Origin of the sequence: uncultured Veillonella sp. (genome assembly GCF_963551295.1) — a bacterium.
Lineage (GTDB): Bacteria > Bacillota > Negativicutes > Veillonellales > Veillonellaceae > Veillonella.
Genome location: NZ_CAUVFT010000022.1, coordinates 1 through 26,927, shown reverse-complemented (window position 1 = coordinate 26,927; position 26,927 = coordinate 1). Strand labels below are relative to the sequence as shown.

At 39.3% G+C, this 26,927-nt stretch carries 20 protein-coding genes; 3 read left to right on the top strand and 17 right to left on the bottom strand.

Features of this window, described 5'->3' with window-relative positions; genetic code table 11:
* Window positions 1-57: 57 nt before the first annotated feature.
* The 17 genes from RYO55_RS06985 to RYO55_RS06905 all read right to left on the bottom strand — a co-directional run bounded on the left by RYO55_RS06985 (window position 58) and on the right by RYO55_RS06905 (window position 23,788).
* Window positions 58-1,158, bottom strand: a complete 1,101-nt coding sequence (locus tag RYO55_RS06985) for an AAA family ATPase (protein WP_308521458.1) — start codon at window positions 1,156-1,158, stop codon at window positions 58-60.
* Window positions 1,159-1,170: 12 nt separating this feature from the next.
* The gene (locus tag RYO55_RS06980; protein WP_314984807.1) at window positions 1,171-1,977 is read right to left on the bottom strand and encodes a hypothetical protein; all 807 of its coding nucleotides are present in this window, start codon (window positions 1,975-1,977) and stop codon (window positions 1,171-1,173) included.
* Between the two features lie 113 nt (window positions 1,978-2,090).
* Window positions 2,091-2,741, bottom strand: coding sequence for a TrkA family potassium uptake protein (locus tag RYO55_RS06975; protein WP_227037136.1), 651 nt, complete (start codon window positions 2,739-2,741; stop codon window positions 2,091-2,093).
* Between the two features lie 34 nt (window positions 2,742-2,775).
* A complete protein-coding gene (locus RYO55_RS06970) occupies window positions 2,776-4,137 on the bottom strand; it encodes a potassium transporter TrkG (RefSeq protein WP_314984806.1) in 1,362 nt (453 codons plus the stop codon).
* A gap of 10 nt (window positions 4,138-4,147) precedes the next feature.
* Complete coding sequence (locus tag RYO55_RS06965; RefSeq protein ID WP_314984805.1) at window positions 4,148-5,164, bottom strand: PfkB family carbohydrate kinase; 1,017 nt, start codon at window positions 5,162-5,164, stop codon at window positions 4,148-4,150.
* A gap of 339 nt (window positions 5,165-5,503) precedes the next feature.
* The gene (gene hutW, locus RYO55_RS06960) at window positions 5,504-7,144 is read right to left on the bottom strand and encodes a heme anaerobic degradation radical SAM methyltransferase ChuW/HutW (RefSeq protein WP_314984803.1); all 1,641 of its coding nucleotides are present in this window, start codon (window positions 7,142-7,144) and stop codon (window positions 5,504-5,506) included.
* Between the two features lie 21 nt (window positions 7,145-7,165).
* Window positions 7,166-7,684 (bottom strand): flavodoxin family protein, encoded by a 519-nt coding sequence (locus RYO55_RS06955; protein ID WP_101928803.1) that lies wholly within the window; start codon window positions 7,682-7,684, stop codon window positions 7,166-7,168.
* Between the two features lie 28 nt (window positions 7,685-7,712).
* The gene (locus RYO55_RS06950) at window positions 7,713-8,516 is read right to left on the bottom strand and encodes an energy transducer TonB (protein ID WP_004696671.1); all 804 of its coding nucleotides are present in this window, start codon (window positions 8,514-8,516) and stop codon (window positions 7,713-7,715) included.
* 2 nt (window positions 8,517-8,518) lie between these two features.
* Window positions 8,519-8,926 (bottom strand): biopolymer transporter ExbD, encoded by a 408-nt coding sequence (locus RYO55_RS06945; protein ID WP_004698605.1) that lies wholly within the window; start codon window positions 8,924-8,926, stop codon window positions 8,519-8,521.
* Between the two features lie 2 nt (window positions 8,927-8,928).
* The gene (locus RYO55_RS06940) at window positions 8,929-9,546 is read right to left on the bottom strand and encodes a MotA/TolQ/ExbB proton channel family protein (RefSeq protein ID WP_123137758.1); all 618 of its coding nucleotides are present in this window, start codon (window positions 9,544-9,546) and stop codon (window positions 8,929-8,931) included.
* Between the two features lie 35 nt (window positions 9,547-9,581).
* A complete protein-coding gene (locus RYO55_RS06935; protein ID WP_314984801.1) occupies window positions 9,582-14,654 on the bottom strand; it encodes a TonB-dependent receptor domain-containing protein in 5,073 nt (1,690 codons plus the stop codon).
* A 186-nt stretch (window positions 14,655-14,840) separates the two neighbouring features.
* Window positions 14,841-19,862 (bottom strand): TonB-dependent receptor domain-containing protein, encoded by a 5,022-nt coding sequence (locus RYO55_RS06930; protein ID WP_314984799.1) that lies wholly within the window; start codon window positions 19,860-19,862, stop codon window positions 14,841-14,843.
* Window positions 19,863-20,093: 231 nt separating this feature from the next.
* On the bottom strand, window positions 20,094-20,984 hold the full coding sequence (locus RYO55_RS06925) for an AraC family transcriptional regulator (protein ID WP_314984797.1): 891 nt from the start codon (window positions 20,982-20,984) through the stop codon (window positions 20,094-20,096).
* Window positions 20,985-21,241: 257 nt separating this feature from the next.
* Complete coding sequence (locus tag RYO55_RS06920; RefSeq protein WP_314984795.1) at window positions 21,242-21,637, bottom strand: YbaN family protein; 396 nt, start codon at window positions 21,635-21,637, stop codon at window positions 21,242-21,244.
* The gene (locus tag RYO55_RS06915) at window positions 21,637-23,004 is read right to left on the bottom strand and encodes a PTS ascorbate transporter subunit IIC (RefSeq protein WP_314984794.1); all 1,368 of its coding nucleotides are present in this window, start codon (window positions 23,002-23,004) and stop codon (window positions 21,637-21,639) included. Before RYO55_RS06915 ends, RYO55_RS06920 begins: the two co-directional genes overlap by 1 nt.
* 31 nt (window positions 23,005-23,035) lie before the next feature.
* Window positions 23,036-23,311: a PTS sugar transporter subunit IIB gene (locus tag RYO55_RS06910; protein WP_004696686.1), complete on the bottom strand. Its 276-nt coding sequence runs from the start codon at window positions 23,309-23,311 to the stop codon at window positions 23,036-23,038.
* A 21-nt stretch (window positions 23,312-23,332) separates the two neighbouring features.
* Entirely contained in the window at window positions 23,333-23,788 is a 456-nt protein-coding gene (locus RYO55_RS06905) for a PTS sugar transporter subunit IIA (RefSeq protein WP_004696688.1), read from the bottom strand.
* A gap of 245 nt (window positions 23,789-24,033) precedes the next feature.
* Between RYO55_RS06905 and RYO55_RS06900 the strand changes: the two genes are divergently transcribed.
* The 3 genes from RYO55_RS06900 to RYO55_RS06890 are packed head-to-tail and all read left to right on the top strand — an operon-like array spanning window position 24,034 to window position 26,840.
* Complete coding sequence (locus RYO55_RS06900) at window positions 24,034-25,041, top strand: iron ABC transporter permease (protein ID WP_119562665.1); 1,008 nt, start codon at window positions 24,034-24,036, stop codon at window positions 25,039-25,041.
* A gap of 26 nt (window positions 25,042-25,067) precedes the next feature.
* Window positions 25,068-25,814, top strand: a complete 747-nt coding sequence (locus RYO55_RS06895) for an ABC transporter ATP-binding protein (RefSeq protein WP_119562664.1) — start codon at window positions 25,068-25,070, stop codon at window positions 25,812-25,814.
* 21 nt (window positions 25,815-25,835) lie between these two features.
* A complete protein-coding gene (locus tag RYO55_RS06890) occupies window positions 25,836-26,840 on the top strand; it encodes an ABC transporter substrate-binding protein (protein ID WP_314984791.1) in 1,005 nt (334 codons plus the stop codon).
* Window positions 26,841-26,927: the final 87 nt, after the last annotated feature.

The window sequence follows — 26,927 nt, the reverse complement described above, 5'->3', positions numbered from 1 at the left end:
TTTACTAAAATCGGTTATATATAGACAGCTTCGATTCAACTAACTACTCACATAGACTTATTTTTGTGCTTCAAAGAAGGTATCGACGAACAAGTCATCTTCAATTGCATAAGCGTAAACGCGCTCATAAGTATTACGAAGATCTTTCATAACCGCCACACGTAAGTCACCTGGATATAAGGTTAGGAATTCCACAAAGTGATGAATTTCCTGCGCATTGCTATTGTGATTTAAACGATGCAACATATTTTTTGCCGCTACATATAGACGAGTTGGACTTTCACCTTTAATCTGCTCAGCCATAGACATAATAGCACCTGGTTTTTGAACCGCCGCCAAAACATCATCAAAGGTAATAAGAGGTTCTTGGTCGGACTCGATAAAGTTTACAAAAGCCTCAGCAATGAGTTTGCCTACGTTACCGCGGATAACATTCATAAATACGTCTCGGCTATAGCTTGTTCCCTCTTGGTTTTTATAAATCGTATATAGACCAGACACGCGTTCAAAGGAACGAGGAGTAGCATCGATATCGTCTTCGTGACGTTGATTTAAATATTCTGGATAAGAAGAAATGAATTCAATAACCTTTTCTTCAATACCTGCACCAATAGCCCAATCAATCCATTGCATATAATCAGCATTCATGTAAAGCCATACGAAACGGTTTTGTTGTGCCGGATCCATGTCAATCGTTTGGTAATCAAAGGAATCCTCAGGGTTCATAGCTGCGATAATGCGCACTTGATCACTTAAGGAGAAACCATTGATTTCACGGTTTAAGATAAGGTTCATCAACTCTTGTTGCACCGCATGTTCCGCGCGGTTAATTTCGTCAATAAATAGTAATACTTGGCGCCCTTTATCTACGACTCGTGCCACATGTTCCAAAGTATGATGCACAGCGTATACCGTAGTTTTTACATTTCGTGTGTTGCCATGACCATCTGTATGCGTCACCGTTTCTACTGTTGGCAAGCCTCCGATTTCACCTTCTTTTAACAGGTTACCATCGATAGTAACGAGTTCCCAGTCGTGTACATCTGCTACACGCGCTGCGAGAGAGGTTTTACCAATGCCAGTCTCACCAACGAGCAAGGGTACTTGATTAGCAGCAAGCACTAATTCAACGCTTGCCATTGTATCTATAAAGTTCATTACATCTCCATTCTAATATTTCAAATATTCGCCTACTGCGATTTTCTTAACAGTTCTAGTACCATACATATCAATAAGTGACAATATATCAATAGGCCATTTTGATTGACGTCCACCGATAGCTTTATTGTTGATTAACTCGCGTATATAGTCTTCATCAACTGTATCGCTGGAAATAGCATCTACAATTATAGCTTTGATTTCGTCTACTGTAACACCCAATGTATTAGGTATATAACCGACAATAGCCGCACTTACCTTAAATAGATGCAAGGCCAAGTCCTTAGTGAGGGTTGTAATCTGCCGCATTGCCTGTGGATCTTGCTTTACTGCTGCTTCTAGTACAGCTACGCTAGGCTCATCAATGTAGCGCAAGGCTAAGTAACTCTCTTGCACGGCTTGTAACTGCACAACCTCGCTTGGAGCATTGATATATTGTAAGGCATCATAATTCGCCTTCACCGCTTCTAATTGCAATTCTTCAGATGGGTTTGCAATATAGCGAATAGCCCAGCCTGATTGAGCTAACGCGCTTTGAATTAATGTATCAGACGGATCGCTGATGTATTCTAAAACCGCCCAATCTTTTTCCACTAAGGCTTTTAACAATTCTTCTGTAGGATTTTCAACGAATTGTATAGCTCGTGGTGCTTGTGAAAGCGCTGTTTCAATAACCTTTTGAGTAGGTTCTTTAATATATTGTAACAGCATGCCGTTTTGCCCCACACATGTAAGTTGCATTGCTTCCGTAGGATTTGGAATATTACGGATTCCATGTGGGTTATTGATCAGCGCCGCTATATATTGTTCCTCTGTCATAATAACCTTCATTTCTATATAAAAAGGCCATACGAATACGTATGGCCTATACTGAATTCTATTCTTATTATATCATATTTTTTCGATGTAGTTATATATCTTTCGTATACATACTACTCCGTTAATGCATCTAAATCAGAATTATTCCCAATGACTAATAATTTATCATCTTCACCGAGAATGGTAATCGGGTTTGGTGGAACTTCTAAATCCTCACCGCGTCTTATGCCTACTGCATTAAGATTATATTTCTCACGCAGATTGGAGTCCTTTAAATTAGCCCCCACCAAGAATGACGGTACTTTAACTTCTATGAGACTAATATTTTTAGATAGTTGCAAATAATCCATTACATGATCTCTAGTTAAAAATTGTACAAGGCGTAATGCCATATCATATTCAGGGTAAATCACTTGATCTACACCTATTTTATGAAGCATTTTACCTTGTATATTATTTTCAGCCTTGGCCACAATTTTAGGTGCATCTAACTCTTTAAGAAGCATAGCTGTCATTAAATTAGCTTGAAGATTGCCACCTATAGCCACAACAACCATATCAAACTGGCTTAGCGCCAATGCTTTGATTGCCTCTTCATCAGTTGTATCTGCAACTATAGCATGTGTTATAAATGGTGAAATTTTCTGTACAACTTCTGGATCAATATCTACACCTAATACCTCATGATCCATGGAAGCTAACATCTTGGCAACAGTGCCACCAAATTGACCAAGACCTATTACTGCTATCGTTTTATGTTTCATATATGCCCCCTTTTATATTCAATCTAATCTGTTTTTATAACAATACACGCTCTTCTGCATAGCTAATTGGTTTAGTCGGTGCCGTTCTTAACGCCCAAGTACCAATAACAGTCATAACCCCTACACGACCCGTAAACATGACAAGCATCAACACCCATTTACTACTTTCAGATAAATCAGGTGTAATACCCGTTGTAAGACCTACGGTCCCAAAGGCAGAGGTTACCTCAAAAAGTAGTCGAATAAAGTTATACGGCTCATCCCAAGCCAAATAGCAAGTAGCAAATAAAACAAGAAGGATAGATAAAAAGATTATCCCATTTGCCTTAAGGACAGTAAGCAACGAAATACGACGTTCAAAAATCTCTGTATCAGGACGGTTATTAAATAATGTACGCGATGCTAGAAAAGCGACAGCAATAGTACTAATTTTAACACCGCCTCCTGTGGAGTTAGGGCCTGCCCCAATAAACATAAAAATGATGGTAATAAACAGAGTAATTGGATGCAAATCATTATAATCTACAGTTGCAAGACCTGCCGTACGAGGGGTAATCGATTGAAATAGAGCAGCCATGACCTTATTCCATATAGGTAAAGGACCAAAAGTTTTGGGATTCGCCCACTCAACTCCCAAGAAAATAATAGTCCCTAAAAGGATGAGCGCCGTTGTGCCAACTAACATTATTTTTGTGTGTAGTTTTAAATCTACAAAACGTCGTAGCTTGCGATGCGACCAAATATCAAAGGTTGCGAGATATCCGAAACCACCTATTACAATAAGGGCCATTGTATTTATATTAAATAATACATCGCCCACCATGGCATAAGGTAGATCATTATCAAAGAATATAAATCCTGCGTTACAAAAGCTGGAAATAGATTGCATAATCCCCGTATATAAAGCAGCATCACCAATATAGGGATATAGCTGAATAGTATAGATAATACCACCAATAATTTCAACACAGAAGGTATAAATAGTTAGTTTCTTCGTAATATGTAGAAGCCCTTTCATGCCATCTTGCCCTACATCCTCTGACAAAAGCACGCGATTTTTTAGACCTACCCGTCGCCCTAATACTAGAGCAATAATAGTGGTAAACGAAACAATCCCCAATCCACCTAATTGGATAAGGATTACCATGACGATTTTGCCAAACAAGGACCAATGATAATAGGTATCTACTGTCGTCAAGCCTGTTACAGAAACACAAGATACTGCGGTAAAAGCTGCATCCACAAGCGTTGTACTATTGCTTTGAGCATTTGATATGGGCAACATAAGTAATATCGTCCCTATAGTCATGGCAGCCAAAAAGCTAAGGGCTAATAGACGATAAGGATTTTGTTGCATATATTGCTGAACTTGATTTTTTGAAATATTTTGCCACATAACCGTAGTCCTATCCTATAAGTTCCTGCACTGACTGTAACGTTGGTAGTGGACTTCGCCCGCCTATGCCTTGTGTATTTAAAGAAGCTACCGCAGATGCAAAAATAGCGGCCTTCTCTAAATCGGAGTGCGCACAATGTTTGATCAACTCTACAGCACGTATAGATGCACCGTGAGACTTACTCGTTGAAATCGTTTCTTGCCCCTTCATATGATAAATTATATGTGCTAAATTAGCTAAAAAAGCACCATGAAAGCTATCCCCTGCCCCCGTAGTATCTACTATACTTTTCTGCGGGAATGGCTCACAACGATACGCTGTACCATCAGGCCATACAAAATAGCTACCATTAGCCCCATCCGTAACACCTGCAATTAAAGCACCACGGTCATGAATGATACGACAAGCATCTTCTAAATTAGTTGCGCCCGTATATTTTTCAGCATAGTCACGAGCTACGATAACAATATGACTATCTTCTGTAATAGCCTTCATATCTTCATCGTAACGCTGAGCACCACCATCTAAAGAAATGATAGTCCCTGCCTCTTTCGCTACAGCCATAGCAGAACGCATGAGTTGGCGATGTCGACCATTAATATGCAAAATATAAGCGTCTTCTATCAATTGCTTATGAACCTCTAAAAAATCGGGCTCAGTTGCAGTAGATCGTTCAAAAAATACAGCACGCTCACCAGTGCTTTGTTTTACAAGAATTGTGGCAACACCACTCTTAGCACCTCTTTCAACTTGAATTGCATTTGTATTAACATTGTATTTTTCAAAGTCATCTAATATGTGACGACCTACCATATCGTCACCGATACTATCAATCATAGCCGTACAAGCACCATATTTTCCGGCCACCGCTAGTGCTGTAGCCACTGGTCCACCACCATCGGTAGTAGACGATACGACTTGCTGTACCTCACGGCCCGTTGGATAATGATCCACAACTATAAAACGGTCTAATGTACTAGCACCGATGCCTACGATATCTATATTTTTTTGAGGAAATGTACTCATACTAACCTCCTAAACCTTTTATTAGCTATACAAACCATATCACTTCACATCTTATAGATTCACTATCTTACTTATGGGTTTATGACTTTAACAACAATTTGTTTTTTATTGTCCTTATAGACTTATACATCTATTCTTATACATCTATTGTTATACTTTTTAAAGTCATGTAAGTCTTATACCTACAGAATACCTTTCGCTCTATAAAAAGTAAACCCCAGACCGAAGTCTGGGGCTACTTTGTACTACAAATAGTACGTATATGTCACGTAATATGTCTTGTATATTATATGTTGGTTATTGGAAGAGGTTGTTAGAATTGAGGTGTAACATAACAGTTTAAGACATCATACGCTCCATCATATATTCAATCTCATCAGCACTCAAATTGTACATAGCTAGTACCATTCGTTCTGCTGCTTCCCCAGAAGCACCGCTCTTTGCAATTTCAGCTTTCGCCTTAGCAATGAGAGCTTCTTTACGTTGGGCTTCAGAATCTTCATCAGTTGGCACAGAAATATTAGCTTTACCTTGACCAATGCCACGTACCTCTTGATTAGGATTGTCTTTAGAAGTTGTTTTTGTATCTTGTGCAGCTACTGCTTCTACAGCAAAGGAGTTCTTACCAGTCAGGATATATTCAACTGCTTCTAATGTACTTTGTGTAAGATTTACAGTCCAGAATTCACCTGCTGCAGTCAATTTATAAAGTAAACCATTATAGGCAACAAGACCGCGTTTTTCCCATAATTTATAGAGCCAGTTCAATTCATCTAGTCTTGAATCCAGTTTTACTAAACTCATAATATTGAGGAACCCTTGTTCTAATTGACTTACTACTTGATTTACGATAGGTTGTAAATCACTTTGTTTCATAAGAGCCATAAATGGTTTTTCACCGCGGGTAATCATATCTTCGTATGGTTTTAATGCACGATGTAACATCATACCATAACCGTCGACGTTACCACCTGCACCACTGCCAAATGGGAACATTGAAACGCCCGATTTAGCTAAAGTGTTATACAAGCTACGTTCACGATTATTAGCACTCCAGTGAGCGGCACTCAATCGACGATAGGAGCGTTCATCAAGGTATTTACGACCGAATTCAAACATCTCACCTTGCATCGCGGTTGTGGCTGCAGCTGGAACTTTGCCGTTTGCAATGTCTTTATTGAGATCACTACCATCAAATACATTTAATTGATATAGATCCGCACCATCTACGCCAGAGCTTACCAAATCTGCTAAGTCTTGTTCCCAAACCTCCATAGTTTGATCAGGCAAACCATAGATCAAGTCAATAACAACAGAGCATTGACCATAAGCTTTCAAGGCAGATAAACGTTCTAATACGGTTTCTTTCGTATCTAAACGTCCTACCATTTGACGTACTTCTGTATTGAAAGATTGTACACCAATGGACATACGGTTAACACCGTTTGCCATCCAAACTTCAAGATTTTCAGGAATTAAATCGTGAATACGACCTTCTAAGGTAAGTTCGTAATCATTTGCCAATGGCAAGTACGCTTTAATTGCTTTGAGCAGTCTTTCAGAGTTTGTAGGAGATAAAGATGTTGGTGTGCCACCGCCGATAAACAAGGCATGGATTAAGCCATCTTTTAATCTCGGACGCTCACTAGCGAGCTTTAATTCACTGATAAGACCATCAATATATTGGTCTTCAACACTTTGACTCGTACCGTTTTGGAAGAATCCACAATATGTGCATTTTGTCTTACAAAACGGAATATGAATGTAAGCGCATTGCATTTCGCCCTTTTTAGGAGCCCCATTCATTAATGTATCCCAAACGGTTTGCGTTTCTTTTGGAGAAACGAGCGTACCATTGAGACCTGCATGAACAACACGTTTATGAGGAAATGCACCACTCATCGGATTATCGCATTCTAAACCTAGTTGTAGATTGCGTTGTTTCTCCGGAATGGACTCAAAGAAACTTGCTAAACTCATACTCCAATCCCCTTTCAGAAATTAGGCTTGCAACTTTGCAAGTACAGATTTTGTGAATTCTTTTGCATTTGCAAAGTCTTGTTCGTCTGGATGAGTTTCTGCAGCTTTATGTAACGCATCGCGTTCTGGGCTTTGACCATGTGCAGATCCAGGTGGGAACATTTTATACATCATTTCGATTACTTTAGGATCGATTTTACCTTGGCATACAAACCCATCTACAAGGGATTCTTTGTTTTGCAACAATGTAGATGCTTTATCGATACTTTCACGAGCGTGATCAGAATCAGCATACATACCCAACGTAGCAAAGAATACGATGTTAGGATTTGTCAAAGTTTCAATCAACTTAGCCGCTTCTTTGTTAGCTGTACCGCGGTCTACCCAGAAACCTACGAACACAGTATCATAATCAGCTAAATTTTCAGGTGCATCTTTTACAGGAACGCAAGGTGTACCTTCAGGCATAACGGAAGCCATTGCTTCCGCCACACTTTTAGTATTTCCCGTAAGGGAAGAATATAAAATAATAGATTTCATATTTATCTCCTTTATTACTTAGATATATTTATTCTTCTTCATCTTCGCCATCGGCCTGTACTACAAAGTGTACAGGAACTTCTACTGGTTGTATATCCCCTGTTTCATTTGGATACGGAGTCGCTCGTCGCACTGCATCAAGGGCAGCTTCTACAAATATCTCATCCCCACCACTAGTTGGATATACATCTATTAAATTACCATTAGTATCTAATTTAGCCATTACATTAATTGTAACATCTACGTTCATTTTACGTTTAATAGCCGCATAAGGAATTTGTTTTTGGCTATCTACAGCTGCATAAAACCCCTCTACATTGAACGCTGCTTTACCTGTACCATGACCATCACCTTCACCAGTACCATCACCTGTACCAGTACCATGGCCTCTACCATCACCAACTCCAGTGCCTTCACCGGTACCATGACCACCGCCAGATCCGCCACCAGATCCAGGGCCGGTGCCACCAACAGCGGAATTATCACCGGATGTATTGCCTTTATTTTCGCTTGCTTTAGCTGCCACATCTACTGCATCAGGGATATCTGTTGCTGTAGATGGTTCAACATTTGCTACAACAGCCTTTGTTCTTGCCGCTACTTCATCTGCTGACAATGGTTTTGGGAACAGATCGGCTCTGTTACCTCCGCCACCACCAGCATGTCCACTGCCACCATCATCGAGCACACTTTGTGTGAGATCGATTTCATAGGTATCCATTTCTTGAATGGCTGGAACCACTACAAAAAAGATTACAGCAATAAAGAGAGCAATAAGATGAACTACGGCGGATATAATGGCTGCTTTTTTCCATGATATGCCTAGTCCCATAGTTATCCTTTCTGTTCAGCTGCAATAGCTAAGCGTTTAACGCCAGATTGTTTTAACATGTCCATAATCGCTACTACTTGACCATGAGCCGCTCGTTTATCGGCTTGTAAGATAACACTAGCATTAGGGTTTTCTTGGATACGTTGTTTTACCATTGCCTCAGCATCGTCAATGCTCATTGGCTTGTTATCAATCGTAATATGACCCTCCGCATCTAATGTTAAAACCACTGGTAATTGAGCTGGTGCAGAAGCACTAGTAGCCTGTGGTAATTGTACAGACAAGGCTTTTTGAGCCACTGTTTGCAAGCTGTTCATCATGAAGAATACCAACAAGAAGAAAATGATATCAATCATTGGAATGATCATGAATTCCGGCTTAGTTTTCATACGAAAGCTTTGCAAGTTCATAATTATTTCCACCCTTCTCGTTTAGCTGTAACTATATTTACACACATATTTTCAATTTGATTAATAATGGAATCCAAACGATGACTAAAAATTGTGTAAACGATAAATGCCATAATAGCTACACACAAACCAGATGCTGTAGCGATAAGAGCCTCACCTACACCACCAGTAATGGCAGATGCACCCGCTCCAGAGTCAAGGATACTGAAAGAACCAATCATACCTGTTACTGTACCAAGCAAACCCAATAGTGGAGAAATCGTAACTGTTGCACTTAAGTAGTCCATATATTTACGGAAACCAACTGCATCAACCCCCATTTGATCAGCAAAAGCGGTCTTCATTGCTTCTTCGCTAGAATCATTATTTAAACCTGCTTCCGCAATACGACTTGCAATAGAAGGGTTCTCTTTAATTACTTTATCAATTTCATCCCAACGTTGTAATTTTGCGAATTCATTTACGGCATGAGTTACAACAAATGTTTTACCTGCATACTTACGATAGAAGAAAGCACGTTCTGCAGCTATAGCGATAACCATGAAAGACAAGAGTAACAATGGATACATTACATACCCGCCACTATGAAATAAGTGAATGACATAATTTAAATTTTCCATATTAGTAACCTTTCTGCCTGTTTACAGACTGAGCATTAGAACCTATAGGTTCCTTGAATTCTTGTATAATCGCCTAACTTAAAGCTTTCACTACCATATAAAGTATCTCGTTTATTAGTACCCTTCGCATCAAATGTATAGAATGCCTCAAGGAGTAAGTCCTTGCGTGGCACATAACCAGCACCGAATGTAAAGCTACGAATACCATCCAAATAACGATCAGGAACAGCGCCTGTACCATTGCCACCAAAGAATGAGCCATGTTGGAAGTATTTATAATCAATGAACGCATTCCATGATTTTGGAACATCTAAATCTGCACGGCCAATATCGAGACGAGCCATCCAGAAATGTGGTGTCCCACCCATTTGGTGACCTTTAATCGCAAAGTCTGCCGTACCACGTTCATGTTGATATACAGTGTTACCGTTCAAGTAACGACCTAAGTTGGAACGGTTTTGACCATAATCAACAGTAACAACTGCATTAGCACCAAGTTGATACTTAGCACCGATACCAAACACATGAGCTACATTGGAGAAGCTGTATTCATCATTACTGTTACCATTAGCATTTAAATATGTATGGGTTTTACCGCCAAAGGAACGTAAGTACCAAGCTTGTAAACCAAGACGAGAACCAATTTGCTTCTTATATTGAATAAAGGCTGCCTTATCAATAGCTGGTACAGTATCTTTTTCAAGAACTACACCTTCTGTTCTAATCAAATTACCAATGATCTTACCAATTGCTTCACGTGGCAATTTATTTTCAGATTCCGCATCATGTACAACTTTTTCAAGATTATACATATAGTTAAACAATGCATTAGGCATACCCCAACCATAGTAAGAACCACCTTCGCCATAATCACCAGAGGACATGGTGAAGTTCTTTTTGTAAATGGCATCTTTAGCATCATAATCACTAAATACGTATTTACCACTATCGTATTTGTAAGTCTTTGCACCTAAGAAGCCAGTGAATTCATAATCACTTGACGGTTGACCATAGTAATCATAAGATTTCTTAAATGTACCATCAGCTTGTTTCACCCAAACTTCGTCAAGCCCACTATTGTTATAATTACTCCAGTTATCTTTTGCATTATATTTGGCAATTTCTGTAATCGATTGATTAATCTCAGCTGCATGTTTATCAACATACTCTTTAGGATTTAGCAAGGCTTCTTTATTATCAGAGGATACGATAAGACCTTTTGCCTTTTCTTTCATAGATTCAGGGTACAATGGGGAATTTACGTTATACATAATGTCGCCTGTTTTATACAGTTTTTCCCCTGTTTTCTTATTGGTGATTTCATACATTGCATACCCACCAGATGGGATATCAAGGGAGAATTTAGTCCCTGCCATATCTGTAGGATATGCTTTTGTAAGAATATCTTGTAATCGACCCATAATTTGAGCTTGTTTTTTCTGAGTTTCAGCTAATTTAGCATTAGCCTTTTCAATTTCTTGATCACGGTTCGGATTACTCCATCTTAAGTCTAAGCTTTCTTTATAAGCTTCGTATTCAGCTTGCAAGTCTTTGATCTGTTGATAGAAGTAGAGGCTATCTGTCTTACCTTTGTAGGTGGAGTTATAAATACCAGTTGGACTATCCGGAGCTGCCGGATCTGTTGAGGTCTTCTTCTCACCATCAGAACCGGTTTTAGTAGCACTCTCAATATCATATGGATAATCATCACGATTAATACCAATCAATTCAGCTGCTGTTGGTGGTCTAAAGATAACTTTGTGCACTGCATGAGTATATGCAGAATCAGTGATACCTGTACTATGTTTGAAAGTACCAACACCAATACGAACTTGAGAATCATGGCCATTCCAAACAGCACGAACGCCGTCATAAGATTGACCAAACCAGTAGCCACTAGCACCCATAGACTCAGTTAAACGCCCTACAGATACGTCCCATTTCTTAACGCGTCTTGTAAGATCAACTGTATCAAGTCGTTGATGGTTGAGACCTTTGGAATCAGATTTTGTCCAGCTTGTATCTACTCCACTCATACCACTCATACTGCCAATAACCTTGAGGTTTGTGAACTCATTAAGCCGAGCATCAAAGCCAAGGCGTAAGCGTTGTTCAAAACTATGACGATTAGCATCGTACATATTGGCTTTTGCAGAACCGATGGCAGAATTCGATCTAAATGGAGATTGTGGTCTATTAGAACCATCATGTGCCATCCAACGTGCTCTATAGTCGCCAACCATTGTAATACCACGTTCTTTAGTGGTATCGAAATCAGAACGAATAAAGTCAGTTAAACGAACTACATCAGCTACGTTTTGTACACCAGATTCAGAGTTTACCACTTCACCATTAGCTACATTAGCACCTGTAACATTCGCACCATCTTTAGTTTTCCCGATAGCCGTAGTTTTGCTGCTATCGCCACCACCAAATTTAAGGTTAACACCCATGCGATATACACGCTCTTGAGTAGCACGATCATCATCGCGATGGTTAAAGATATTGTTGATACCGAAATACATCATGGCATTTTTATTGAAACGTTTTTGAATCATTACATTCCAAATGCCAAATGTTTTCTTTTCATACATTTGTTTCTTATATACGCCAGCATCACCAGACAAGATATCTGGCCAGTAGTTACCACCGTTATTAAGAGTATTACTATCAAGCATATTAATATAGTAATCACCCCAGATGGAGCCATTCCAACCGGATTTAGGGTTATCATAAGTAATGCCAATATCAACTTTGTGCATTGGTTTATCCAATAATTGACGTGGCATGGATGGATCGCTTTTGTTGATAGCGTGTAAATATGTATAACCTAATTTACCAGACCAATATTTGCCAAATTTTTGTTGTACTTCCGCTTGCAGCCCTGTAATTTCAGCTTTACCAATATTTTTAAAGCTGTAAATCATATCCGGGGCACGTTGGTATTTCGCATCACCCTTAAGATATGGTGCAAAGTCCATAAAATCACCAGTGAAGTATACAGACATATAGTTCTTAATACGGTTATGGAATACACCTACGCGTGCATAGGTATTTTTATTTTCACCCTCCAAGCTCATGTCGAAATTGACCGATTTTTCTGGTTTCAAATTAGGATTGCCAGCCCAATACCAACCGAGTTTTGCTACCCCAATCCCTACAGGGTTAGAAGCGTACATTTCCCAGTTATACCACAATTCGCCCATACCAGGCTCTGTATAACCGGTACCTACATTGGCTTTAAATCTGCGATGTGTATTACCTTTAACGTTATATGTCATGCCCAAAGACGCAGATACGTTAGAACCAAACAAGCTACTATTATCGAAACGCACAATTGGAGACAATGTTAAATTCTTATTAACTTGCCATGTATCAGAAATGTAAGCGTTTATTTTACGAATCGTACCACTACCAGTAGTCAAGCGTTGATCGCGATTACGGTACTCTTCCAAGAAAGCCTTACCATTTAGCTTAGGTGCTTTCTTACGCATTTCTGGATCGTTAGACTCACCATATTTAAAATAGTCACCTACGATGTTTGCACGATGTGCCGCCATTTCAGGATTTTCCGATTTCAATCGATTTTCCAAAGCATAATATCGCTTCTTAAATTCATCCGTTACGGGTTGATTATTCGGCGATGTGCTTGACCATTCACTAAGTCTGCTTTCCGATAAACCATAATTCACATAATCATCGTACGTAATGCCCGGCTTTTGTGCCTTTGTTTCAGCCCCATAGTATTCATAATCCATATCCCATTGCGGCATGCCGCCACCGGAATTAATGAATTTATAGTCATGGATGTGAGAGTAAACTTTAATACTATTATCGCCTTTACGTCGCACAAGACGATCAAGCTTATCCACAAGCAAGCTCTTATCGTAATCCCATGGATCAATGTACATCGTACTTGTATTAGGAGAGCTCTTCAAACGGCTACCAGAACCTTCTTCACGAGCATAGCTAACACCATAGCTGAGCAAATGATTTTTATTGACTTGCGTATTAGCATTTACTCGAATATCTAATTGACGATGATCGATGTTATCGATATAACGCAACTCATTAGAGCCTTCATAAGCGGAACGACCTGTATAGTTAATGAGCGCTACGTCATTTTCTTTAATACGAGAGTAATTAGTTTCTACAGTCCAGTCACTCTTTCCAGCTCTAGAGGACCATTGCAGGTTAGCTGTATTACGATCTGCCGTACGTTTAAAGTGTTGCTGTGGCTCTAAATCGGAGTCGGAGTGCTTAACATCACGCACAAGATCTTCCGTGTAACGATTAAGTCGCAATTCTACCTTATTTTTATCATTTGCCTCGTAGGTCGCTACAAGACCGATATCTGCCGCATCACCATAGTAACGAAGTACATTTGGCTTAAAGTTATGTTTTGCATAGTCAAAGGCCATCCCAGAGGCACGACGTTTAACAGATGCTAGAACAGGCATAAGATCTCGTTTACTACCTGATAAACCAACCTTTAACTTGCCCATTTGACCAGAATCGGCACGAATGAAGAAGTTTTGGAATGGAAACACATCGCCATCGCTCTTGCGACGCATGCCTTCAGCATTAAATTGTACAGATGGTTTCTTTTGTGCTTTTTTAGTGATGATATTAACCACACCACCTATAGCATCGGAGCCGTATTTAGCACTGGCCGCACCTTGAATAACTTCAATTCTCTCTACGTTCTCTGTACCGATACGCTGTACTTCGTCTGCTGCACCTGAGTACTTATCGAAATCACCTAGCACTGGTTGACCATCTACGAGGATGAGAGTGTGACGAGCTTCTGCACCGCGAATGGATACGCCCACACGCCCCATAGCATCTACCGTTCTAGATACACCTGTTTGCGTAAAAATAATGTCTTCGACGGACTTCGCCTGTTTCTTTTCAATTTCTTTCTTAGTAATGATTTGCACTTGCTGTGAGTTCAGTTTTGCTTCTTCTTCTGCCCACGTACCTTTCACATGAACAACATCTGTAGTGACAGTCGCATTATCCGCCCAAACCACTAAAGGCGCGCTAAGCCACAAGGCAACTGCACTAGACAAAATTATGGTACGCTTTGTATGTCCCCACCGGGTCATTGTGCCCTCCTAAATTTCTAACTAAACATATGACTTGTATCTCCCACACAAAATTAAAAAGATACACTTCACCAACATATAATGACATTGAATATCATTCACATTTTAATGTTAGCAAAGTGTATCTTGCATATCTACTCCGAATAGACCAAAAATATACGTTTTGGACAAATCGGACATAAATTTTTAGAATTTATACGTCATTTGGAAACGAGTATAATTCCCAAGTTTGAAGTTTTCAGATCCATATAAGGTATCTCGTTTATTAATCCCTTTTGCATCAAATGTATAGAATGCTTGTAAAAGAAGATCTTTAGTTGGCACATAGCCACCACCAAAGGTAAAGCTCTTAATACCATCTAAGTAACGGTCAGGTACAGCCTCCGTACCATTGCCGCCGAAGAAGGAACCATGAGCAAAGTACTTATAATCCACATAGGCATTCCAAGAACCAGGTTTATTCATATCGGCACGACCAACATCAAAGCGCAATGCCCAGAAATGAGGTACACCACCTACGTCACGGCCCTTGATATCGAATTGAGAGGATCCAACCTTATGGTCATAATGAGTATTACCATTCATAAAGCGACCAAAGTCACTACGATTTTGGCCATAATCGAAGGAAATACTTACATTATGATTTAATTGATACTTAGCCCCAATGCCGAAAACATTAGCTATATTGTTGAATTCATGCGCTTCTGTAGCATTACCATTCGCCGTATAGAAGCGATAGTCACTACCGCCAAAGGAGCGTAAGTACCACGCAGCTAAGCCAAGTCGAGGTGTTACCATATGTTTAACTTGAACATAGGTAGCCTTTTCAATTGGTGGAATTGTATCCCGCTCCAATACGACACCTATTGAAGGAATAACAGCACCTGTATATTTGCCTAGCGCCTCTCTCGGCAAACGACTGTTGCCGTCCGCTTTTTCAAGCATTCGGGCCAAGCTATTAAAGTACGAAGCTATCATAGAAGGATAATAGGCACTTCCTTTTACGTTAATAAGACCAGACGTGCCGGAGTCGTTAATATCAACGACATTCGCCTTATAAATAGACTTGTCCAGCCCATCAAAGGCATTATCTTCAAATTTCATCGTATACGGATTATTGCCGAAGCTATAGGTTGCTATATCTTTCGCCTTGGCACGATACGCCTCCACGATAGCCGCCTTATTCTGATTGTACCAATTTGAAATAAACGTTTTTCCGCCATTGGAAAGAACAGTGGTATCACTCAACTTCATTTCAAACAATGGGTTTTTCTTATCAAGCCCAATCGTTCCCGGTGCTATTTTCTGAGTGAAAGTACGTTCGTCTTCATACCATTGTTCATCATCTTCATCATAGTATCGCGATTTATAAGAATACGTTACTGACACATCCGGCATCTTAATCGATACAGTCTGTTTAGCCGCATCCGCACCATAAGCTTTCACCGCGATTTCCTGCATCCGGCGCAACACATCAAACTGCGCAGCTCGCAACGGTTCCCGTTCTTTCGCCACACGAGCTTCCACATCCGGCAAAGATGCTTCCAACTTTGCCAACTCCGCTTTTAATGGAGCCAATTGATCCGCGGACATGCCGTCAATAAATTCTTTAGACCAGATATCGGAAGTCATATCGTCGATTTTCTTCTTTAATGTACCTACCTCCGCATCTAAGATGCCTTCCTTATCGCGCAAGGCTTTTAATTGCTGGTAGAAATTAATAGTATTCCCTGCGTTTGGTACGATGAGTTCCTTATTGGCACCGTCCGAATCCATAGTAACACCTAAGAATTCCTCCACCGTTGGAACCCGTTTAAAATGCGTATAAATAGCATGAGTATAAGCACTGTCGCTAATTCCCGTACTATGTTTAAAGGTCCCTACACCGATACGGACTTGAGTATTCTTATTCGTCCAAACACTACGAAGGCCGTCATATTCTTTATTAAACCAATAACCTGTAACCCCCATAGATTCAGTAATACGACCAACACTATGATCCCATTTAGAACCGTGATGTGTTACATCTAGTTCTTCGAGACGTTGATGATTAAAACCTTTAGAGCCTTCTGTTTCATGACTGCTATCTACACCAGCTTGGCCAGAAGCACTACCCACAACACGTACATTCGTATTATCGTTAATACGAGCATCGACACCGACACGTATACGTTGATTCAAGCCATGTTCCTTGCGGTCCGCCAGATTCTTCGCGGCCTCGTCGGATACGTAACTTGTAGTCGTCACCCGCGTAGCAGGACGATCGGATCCAAGATGACTGTCATTACGTACACGATAATCACCTACAAGTTCCATACCTCGTTTTCTGTCTGTATCGAAAGGACGCGTAATAAAATCCTGCAGCATAACCGGAGGTAACGATTCAAACTGCTCCTTCGTAAGTTTCGTTTTACTTTCACTTGAACCGAAACCGAATTTCATATTTAATCCGATACGATATACTCGAGCCGATAAAGCCCGATCATCATCACGATGATTAAAGAGATTATCAATACCGAAATAGATTCGCGAATCCTTATCAATCTTCTTTTGAATCATCAAATTCCATATGCCGTAAGTTTTATGTTCATACATATCGGCGGTTTTTCTATTATTCAAATTATATCTGATAACGGAACGATCGGAATTATTAGGATCAATATAAGATACCATATAATTACCGCCACCAGACAAGGAGTTACTATCCAGCATATGAATATAATAATCGCCCCACAGACTACCGCTCCATCCGCTAGCCTTATCCTCAAAATCCACACCGATATCCACTTTATGACGAGGTTTATCCAGTAATTCACGAGGCATATCTTTATCGCTCTTATTAAGCGCTCGTAAATACGTATATCCCAAACGTGCCTTCCAGTGCTTATTCAAAGTTTGTTTGACTTCAAATTGAAGTCCCGTAATTTGGGCCTTGCCGATATTACGGAAACTGTAAATCATATCTGGTGCATGAGCAAATTTCGCCGCTCCATATGTGGTAGATTCATCATACTGAGGATAAAAATCCATCAAATATCCCGTATTGTAAATCGACATATAATTTCGAATATTATTATGGAATACGGTTACTTTACCATAGGTATTTTTATTTTCCCCTTCCAAAGAGAGGTCGAAATTCATGGATTTCTCTGGTTTAAGGTTCGGATTTCCGACCCAATACCAACCTAATCGGGCTTCACCGCCACCGATTGTGGCATTTGTAATATTCGGACCATACATTTCCCAGTTATAATACAGCTCGCCCATACCAGGTTCCGTATAACTGGTACCCACATTAGCCTTTAATCTGCGGTGTACATTTCCATGTACATTATGAGTCATGCCGAAATTAAACGACCAGTTGGAGCCAAATAAATCACTATGATCCAGTCTTATAATTGGTGATAAGGTAGTATTTTTATTAACCTGCCACGTATCCTGAATAAAGAAATTCTGTTTCTTGATCTCCGCACGTCCTGCGGTCTGTTGATTAACGCGTTTTAAATACTCTTCTTTAAAATAAGCTCCGTTTAATTTCAACTTCGTAGAATCAAAATCCGGTACGGCGCCATAGTAAAAGCTCGGTAAATATGCATCATAAAGTGCTGGATAATACTTACCGTTTTCATCTTTTCGGCCCTCCTTATTAAAATGATAGTCTTCAATAAATTCTTTATTCTCCGCTAATAAACGTTTAGCAAACTGCTGATATCGCGCATAAGCTTCAGGATTCCGTTTTTTCAGCGTACGCTCCGTCACGGGGCCGTCCACAAGCCCCATTGCGGCCGCTGAATCAATTCCCGCTTGAGGATCCAAATATTGAAGATATTCTTCGTAAGTAAATTCCGGCAATGTATTTGGCTTGCTTTTATCTCCGTTATACCATTCTTTCTCCTTATTCCACTGCTCTACACCGGCCTCGTTTTTTCTGAAAGAATGGTCATAAATTGTGGATGAAGGAACACCGTTTTTTACCGCCAGACTTTTATCGTAATCCCAGGGATCGATATGCCGTTTATAAGTATGAGGCGCATTTTTTAGTCTGCTACCTTCGCCTGTCTCCCGTATAAACCCCATGCCATAAGACAAGAGATGTTTCTTATTGACTTGTGTATCAGCCCCGAGTGTTATGCTCCATTGACGATGATCTACATTATCCACATAGTTTAAAGTATTTTTTCCTTCATAGGTACTGTTCCCATAGTCACTAGTTAATGTTACATCATCTTCTTTGGTCCGCGTATAATTCAGTTCCGCTTTCCACGAACTCTTATTGTCCTGACCAGTATACGTCAAATTAAGATTATTCCTATCTAAATCCCGTTTGTAATGAACCTGAGGTTCCAAATAGGAAGTACTGCGCTTTACATATCGTTCCAAGTCTTCATTATACCTATCAATACGGACTCCCAAAGACTGTTTATCATTAATATCATACGTAGCGGCCAAACCTATATTGGAATTTGTACCGTAATATCGTAGGGAATTCTTTAAAAACCCGTGGTCTTCATCATTGGTCATAGCGCTGATACGACGCCGCTCGCTAGCATAAATAGGCATAATATCACGTTTACTACCGTGAATATTAACTTTTAACTTACCTAATGAGCCAGAATCAGCGCGCATAAAGAAATTGGAAAACGGTACGATATCACCGTCGCCTTTAGTTCTACGACCTTCCGCATTAAACTGAAGGCCAGCTGTCTTACGCGGTTTATTGGTAATAACATTGATAACACCACCGATGGCGTCGGATCCGTATTTAGCACTGGCTGCACCTTGAATAATTTCTATACGTTCCACATTTTCTGTACCGAGACGCTGTAATTCATCACCGGCGCCTTGATATTTGGCAAGGTCGCCCATCACAGGCTGTCCATCCACAAGAATCAAGGTATGACGCGGATCCGCACCACGGATAGATACACCGACGCGCCCCATCGAATCAACGGTTCTGGATACACCAGTTTCGGAAAATACAATATCTTCTACGGATTTTGCCTGCTTTTTGACAATATCCTTCTTCGTAATAATCGTCGTCTGTTGAGACTCTTGTTTTGCCTGCTCTTCAGCCCATGTACCGCGAACATAAACCACATCGGTTGTTACAGTCGCATTATCCGCCATAACTACCGGCATTTGCAACCAGCACGCTACTGCGCAGGATAGTATAACATATCTCCTTGCTCGCACCCAACTCCTATTCATTAAATTTCCTCCAAACATATATTTAACCATGCATATAAAAATACACTTTACCACCACAATCAAATGACATTGAAAATCATTTACAGATTCAATGGTAGCAAAGTGTATTATACATATCTACTCCGAATGGACCAAAAACATACGATTCGGACAATATTTAATTTTCATAGACTATCAAACCTAGCCTAAAGCACAAAATTTCTATCTAGAATAATATAAGATCCAAATTATTTAAACCTTACGATAAGCACTTGGCGTTACACCAGTAGCCGCTTTAAATGCACCCGTAAACTTACTACCATTCTCATACCCTACCGCATTAGCGATTTCTAAAATAGACTGATCTGAGTCTTGAAGCAATCTCTTCGCCGCATTAATACGACATTCTTTTAGATATTGATGTATGGTTGTACCAAATACACCTTTAAAGCAACGTTTCAACGTCGACGTAGGAATGTCAAACTGCGCGGATAAAGAGTCAATAGTAATACGCTTCATATACTGTGTCGATACATATTCACATACAGCTTTTACAATATCGACTTGCTGCTTTCTATAGGTATTCCTTTTTTCATTATTAGCTGTAGATATAACAGATAACAATAAAAAGATTTCAATCACTTTTAATTTAAAATAGTGCTCCTTTATTTGATCTGGTACATTATATAAACTGGAAAAAATGTGACGAACAGTTTCCGTTTCTTCCATCATCATACCAAAATCAGAATGCTCACAAAACCGATTTGCCAGCTCAGTCAAATCAATTCGAGAATCACTAACAAGTGCATCTAATACGGGTTGTGCCTTTTCAACATCTACTAATAATACAATTCCTTTAAATAATTTTGTAGGGAAGTAATTTTCATGTTGGTAAGCGGAGCGTGTATGCCACCCTAACGACATATCCCCTGGGCCCATATATAAATACTCACCAGATGTGAACTTGCACTCAATGCGCCCTTCTTCACAGTGATTTATAGCAAACGTCTTGGTATGTGATTTAGCATAAAATTGAATCGTCTCTTGCTTCACATCTAAGAACATCAAATCGATACCGTCAAATATCGTATGTCTTGACATAGATGTTCCAGCATGTGAAACCGCATGATTATGTGGATTCATACTATCACCATATACACAAATACTATAAACATAAACGTTAATATTATATTATAGTATACTTATTGATAGTCATTGTCAACTTCCAATTAATAATAATTCATTTTAGATTTAAAAATACAAGCTAGTTCGTTTTAGTAATATAAAACAATTAAGATCTTCGTTGAGAGTTATTCTAGTGTACTATAAAATAAGCCTCATGAATTAAACTACAACAATTTAATTCATGAGGCTATATTCAAAACTAAGGATATAAGTTCCTATTTTTTTGTTTTAATAATAAAAGCTAATGCTATGACATGCGCTACCCATATAATGCCCATAACCATTAGAGCAATAGGCATATCTTGACTAAAATAAGCACCAACCGCCATTATGGCACTAACGGATACGAGAATGGACAACTTTGCCCGCAAGGTCAACGCTTTATCGCGTTCATAAGCAGCAACAGTCTTTTGATATAAACTAGATTCCAAAAACATTTTATGGAATCGTTCAGACCCTCGAGCTAAACAAAATAAAGTTAGCATATAAAAAGGAACTGTTGGCAATAGTGGTAACACGATACCTGCTGTACCAAGGCAAAAACTTATTGCACCAATAGTCAGGAATACATATCGTATTACAACATTACTATGTTGCTCAGTTGTCTTCATTAATCCTCTTCTACATAATTAATAACTTTACTTTTTGTTTTAATAAAGTTAGGAATAATAAGTACTAAAGCAGCAATAGCTACAATGCCATAAATACCAGCCATACCTACCCATTCATATGCATTACCTAATACAAGACCCATTACTGCAAAGTCTGCATCACCAAAGGTTGTATTTTGGAATCCTAATTGACCAAGAACTGGCAACGCCAAAGCTGGCAAGAATGTAATAGCCAAACCATTTAGGAAAGCACCTACCGCTGCGCCACGACGACCACCAGTAGCATTACCATAAATACCTGCTGTAGCACCACAGAAGAAGTGTGGCACAAGACCAGGAATGATTAATACGCCACCTACAGCACCAAGGATAAGCATACCGATGATACCACCGATGAAGGAACTAAGGAAGCCTAATACAACCGCAGTTGGAGCATAGGTGAAGAATACGGCACAGTCTACAGCTGGAATTGCATTAGGAATAATTTTTGTGGCAATTCCTTGGAATGCAGGGATTAAATCACCTAAGATCATACGCACACCTGAGTATACGATTGTTACACCAACAGCAAAATTCATAGCACTCATAACAGCGTATAAATATGGGCTCATATCACCTGATAAAGTAGCGACAAATTCGGAACCTGCTGCAAATGCCGCAATTAGGTAAAATACGATCATAGTTAATGCTGTAGATAATGTTGAGTCTCGTAAGAAACCCCATTTTTCTGGAATCTCAATATCTTCTGTGCTATCTTCAGCTTTCCCAACATATTTAGCAACCCAAGCCGATAAATAGTAGCCTAAACTACCGAAATGACCAATGGCAATTTCATCACCATCTGTCACTTTGGATGTATAACTTTGACCAATAGCTGGAGAAATGGCAGACCAAGCACCCATTAAGAAACCACCCACAAGAATGAGCTCCATACCGGCCAAACCTGCTGTACCAAGTACGGCAGACATAAGACAGGCCATAAACAAGCTGTGATGACCAGTTAAGAACACATATTTGAACTTGGTGAAACGAGCAATACATAAGTTCATCAATAAGCCTACTACGAGAATAGACATCGTTTCAACGCCAAGTACCTTTTGTGCAACAGCTACGATAGCTTCATTATTTGGCACTACACCAGTAATATGAAATCCATGTTCAATCATTTTCCCCAATGGGTCAAGATTGCTAACGATAACACCCGCACCTGCAGCTAACATTAAATACCCAAGAATAGGTTTTAATGTGCCCGTCATTATTTTATGAAACGGACGTTTCAAAGCGATTAGGCCTATACATGACATAATACCAATCAAAAGTGCTGGTTGAGACAGCACATCACGCAAGAACTCTAATACCATTTCCATGGCACTACCTCCTATATATAATTGTTACATATTATTGAGCGGCTTGTTTTAATGCTTCAAGAACATCTTCTGTAATCTTCTTTTTATTAATATAGCTACGAACAATAGCAACATTTTTATCGTCAAATTGTTCAGCCAACTCTTTTACAGTTACGATGAGGTCTGCCTTACGACCTTGAGCCGCGTTAAAATCGATAGATTCAACTTGTGCATCGATACCATTTTCAGCACAAATTTCTTCAATTTTCATTTTTAACATCAAGCTAGAACCGATACCATTACCACATACAGTTAATACAGAAATCATACTTGCCTCCTTCTAAACGTATTATTGCTCGTCTAAATGTTCTGCCAAGAATGCTTGTACGTCGTCAATACTTTCAAAGTCAACGGCCGCATCTAAGAATTCTTCATCCTCAAATAATGTAGCAATATCTGTTAACAATTGAATATGCTCATCTTTATTGGGAGCACATAAGAATAATGCGACAGATACTGGGTCATTATCAGGACTGCCAAAATTCAATGGTTTTTCCAATGTCACTAAAGCTGTCCCTACACGCTTAGCACCATGTTCTGGGCGCGCATGTGGCATAGCAAGACCGGGAGCCAATACGATATATGGACCCATTTCACGAACTACTTCAACCATAGCCTCTGTATAAGATGGATCCGTAAAGCCCGCATCAACCATCAGTTGACCACCATGACGAATCACATCTTCCCACGTTTCGGCGGGATAATGAAAGGATACATTATCCTCAGATAATAAATCTTGTATCAAACTAACACCTCCTAAACATACTACTGTACATATAATTCTATTATAGCTATTCTAATAAATTTTTCATATATCAAAATAACAATGAACTCATAAAAATGAATAAAGCTAACATATGATTTTGCTATTTATAATTTAATGAATCTTCACACTTATAATACCTATACAGGTATTAATATTGTATATATATTGAAAGTTCTCTATACTTAGATAAGACTTAGACTACCTAAATAAAATAAGGAGATTTTATGCAGACTTCGGTAAAAGTATTTGTACTATGTCTAATCCTCTGTATTTCATTAGTAACAGCTTTACAGTTTGGAGCTAAATTCGTTTCTCTAGACCAAATTATTTCGGCTCTTATATCTATGATCGATGCGAATACTAAAGCATCTATGACTGATACAATTATTACAGATATCCGCTTACCACGACTTATTTACTCTGTTCTAACAGGTATAGGTCTATCGCTTGTGGGTCTATTAATGCAAACGGTCACGCGCAATGCCCTTGCAGATCCCTATGTATTAGGTGTTTCTTCTGGTGCAAGCACAGGTGCCGTTTTCGCTATTATCATGGGTGGGCTTCCATTCTTAGGGCAATACAATACACCTATTTTTGCGGCTCTAGGCGCAGCACTTTCAATTATATTAGTACTACTATGTGTTGGTAAAAGTAACAGTCCAGTAAAGCTTATCCTCATAGGCATGGGCATGACCGGTGTATTTTCAGCCTTAACGATGATGATCATTTACGGAGCAAAACACGAAGCACAAGTACGAAGTGCCATGTTCTGGCTACTTGGTAGCTTTGCAGGCATACAATGGGGCGATTTACCATTAACAGCAATTATTGTAACCTTGTTTATGCTATATATCTATATGTTCAACCAAGATCTTGATGTGTTGCTACTCGGTAATCATGAAGCAGCACAAATGGGCCTTTCCGTTAAGCAGTTACAATTAAGCATCGTTATCATATCCTCTATTGTGATTGCCACACTAGTATCAAAGGTTGGTGTAGTTGGCTTTATCGGTCTTATCATCCCTCACCTCGCTCGGATTGTAGGCGGACCTAAGCATAAATACACATTACTATTCAGTGCACTCATCGGTAGCATCGTTATGATTTGGTCAGACGTATTATCGAGAGCACTCTACAGTCCAGAAGAAATCCCTATTGGTGTACTTACATCCTTATTGGGGGCTCCTCTCTTCATTTGGATTATCATGAATCGTTATAAACACAATGGTTAGTGTATATCATATCTATAGGAGATACTATGTATCAAATTAATCAGCTGTCTTTTTCTTATGAAACAAAAGAAGTGTTAAAGAATATTTCTGTAACATTTCCTACCAATAAAATAACAGCCATAATTGGACCGAATGGATGTGGTAAGTCTACCCTACTTAGCCATCTATATCGACTTCATCCAACAAAAAACAAAATCACATTAAACGGAAAACCTTTAGAGTCTTATAAAGGTCGCGAATTTGCTCAATTGGTAGCAGTCTTAACACAATCTAGAGACGCTATGATTGATGATTTTCTCGTAAAAGATATCGTTCTTATGGGACGGTATCCGTACAAACAACACTTTGGCACCTATAGTTCTGAGGATGTTAAAATTGCAGAGCATTATATGAATGAAGTAGGAATCACCCATTTAGCAAATGAAGAAATTCATCATTTATCAGGTGGTGAGAAGCAACGCGTATTTATTGCTAAAGCCTTAACCCAGAAACCTCAAATACTCCTTTTAGATGAACCTACTAATCATTTAGATATGAAGTATAAAGTGGCACTAATGAAACAATTACGTGCTTTTAAAGGCACTACAATCGTAGTCCTTCACGACTTAAATCTAGCGGCTCAATATTGCGATCATATAGTCATCATGAACAATGGAACTATCCTAAAAGAAGATTCCCCTACCGAGGTGCTCACACCTGAAATTCTTGAACCAATTTTTGAAGTTTCTTTCAAAACCGCTTGGGATGAAGGGCGCTATCATTTATATTATTAATTAGTAAAGAAAGGACTTACTATGTTTCAAAAATTAAGAAAATCAAAAAAATTATTATTAATTGCTATGGCATGCGCAACCTTTGCTATTGCGGGCTGTGGTTCTGACACAACTAAGAACACAGCTGACAATGGCAATGCAGTAACGTGGAGTGAAACATTTGATGGTACAAAAACAGACTTTGCCGTAAAATCCGCTCCTACTCATGCAGTATCCATGTCCCAAGCAACGACGGAAATGATGTTACAATTAGGCCTTGAAGACAAAATGGCTGGGACAGCTTTCAAAGAAGAAGAAATCTATCCACCTCTACAAGCTGCCTATGACAAGGTAAAAGTATTATCTGACAAATGGCCTTCCTACGAAGTATTCATGTCCGTAAAGCCCGACTTCGCAACAGGCTGGCCTGATTCCTTCAGTAAACGCGCCATTCCTGCTGACAAAATGATTTCCCAAAAGGTAAATATTTGGCTTCCTGAATCCATGTTATCTACTAAAGCTGACCTAGAAACCAACTTTAGCGACATGATTAAATTGGGTGAGATTTTTGGCGTAAAACCTAAAGCTGAAGAATGGGTTGCTGACCAACGAAAAACCTTGGCAGCTATCCAGAATAAACTAAAAGACTTACCTCGTAAACGCGTTTTTATTTATGACTCTGAAGACGGTCAACCATTCACAGCATTCGAAGGTTATACTACTAACATCTTAAAACTTATCGGTGCTGATAATGTAATGAGCGGCTTAGGCGTTGATAAAACATGGGCTAAAGGTTCTTGGGAAACAGTAATTGCGCAAAACCCTGACTATATTATTATCGCTGACTATGGCAATTCTATTCGCAACGATGATGATTTCCAACAAAAAATTGAAAAGATCAAGGCTAACCCTCAACTTCAAGATATCACAGCCGTTAAAGAAGGTCACTTCATTCGTGTAAAACTTTCTGAAATCACTCCTGGGGTACGTACCGTTGATGCTCTAAAACGTTTAGCTGAAGAAATTCACGGCATCAAAGTAGACTAATTTAATATAACAAAATATAGAGTAATATATAATATGTATTATGTAATATGTATTATGTATTTTATATTATATATAACTAAGTAGGTC

Coding starts and splice junctions, on each gene's coding strand:
- RYO55_RS06925 (WP_314984797.1), bottom strand. CDS start 20,984: ATGAATCCACATAATCATGCGGTTTCACATGCTGGAACATCTATGTCA.
- RYO55_RS06915 (WP_314984794.1), bottom strand. CDS start 23,004: ATGGAAATGGTATTAGAGTTCTTGCGTGATGTGCTGTCTCAACCAGCA.
- RYO55_RS06895 (WP_119562664.1), top strand. CDS start 25,068: ATGTATCAAATTAATCAGCTGTCTTTTTCTTATGAAACAAAAGAAGTG.
- RYO55_RS06975 (WP_227037136.1), bottom strand. CDS start 2,741: ATGAAACATAAAACGATAGCAGTAATAGGTCTTGGTCAATTTGGTGGC.
- RYO55_RS06980 (WP_314984807.1), bottom strand. CDS start 1,977: ATGACAGAGGAACAATATATAGCGGCGCTGATCAATAACCCACATGGA.
- RYO55_RS06920 (WP_314984795.1), bottom strand. CDS start 21,637: ATGAAGACAACTGAGCAACATAGTAATGTTGTAATACGATATGTATTC.
- RYO55_RS06945 (WP_004698605.1), bottom strand. CDS start 8,926: ATGAACTTGCAAAGCTTTCGTATGAAAACTAAGCCGGAATTCATGATC.
- hutW (WP_314984803.1), bottom strand. CDS start 7,144: ATGAGTTTAGCAAGTTTCTTTGAGTCCATTCCGGAGAAACAACGCAAT.
- RYO55_RS06900 (WP_119562665.1), top strand. CDS start 24,034: ATGCAGACTTCGGTAAAAGTATTTGTACTATGTCTAATCCTCTGTATT.
- RYO55_RS06910 (WP_004696686.1), bottom strand. CDS start 23,311: ATGATTTCTGTATTAACTGTATGTGGTAATGGTATCGGTTCTAGCTTG.
- RYO55_RS06955 (WP_101928803.1), bottom strand. CDS start 7,684: ATGAAATCTATTATTTTATATTCTTCCCTTACGGGAAATACTAAAAGT.
- RYO55_RS06970 (WP_314984806.1), bottom strand. CDS start 4,137: ATGTGGCAAAATATTTCAAAAAATCAAGTTCAGCAATATATGCAACAA.
- RYO55_RS06890 (WP_314984791.1), top strand. CDS start 25,836: ATGTTTCAAAAATTAAGAAAATCAAAAAAATTATTATTAATTGCTATG.
- RYO55_RS06965 (WP_314984805.1), bottom strand. CDS start 5,164: ATGAGTACATTTCCTCAAAAAAATATAGATATCGTAGGCATCGGTGCT.
- RYO55_RS06950 (WP_004696671.1), bottom strand. CDS start 8,516: ATGGGACTAGGCATATCATGGAAAAAAGCAGCCATTATATCCGCCGTA.
- RYO55_RS06940 (WP_123137758.1), bottom strand. CDS start 9,546: ATGGAAAATTTAAATTATGTCATTCACTTATTTCATAGTGGCGGGTAT.
- RYO55_RS06930 (WP_314984799.1), bottom strand. CDS start 19,862: ATGAATAGGAGTTGGGTGCGAGCAAGGAGATATGTTATACTATCCTGC.
- RYO55_RS06985 (WP_308521458.1), bottom strand. CDS start 1,158: ATGAACTTTATAGATACAATGGCAAGCGTTGAATTAGTGCTTGCTGCT.
- RYO55_RS06935 (WP_314984801.1), bottom strand. CDS start 14,654: ATGACCCGGTGGGGACATACAAAGCGTACCATAATTTTGTCTAGTGCA.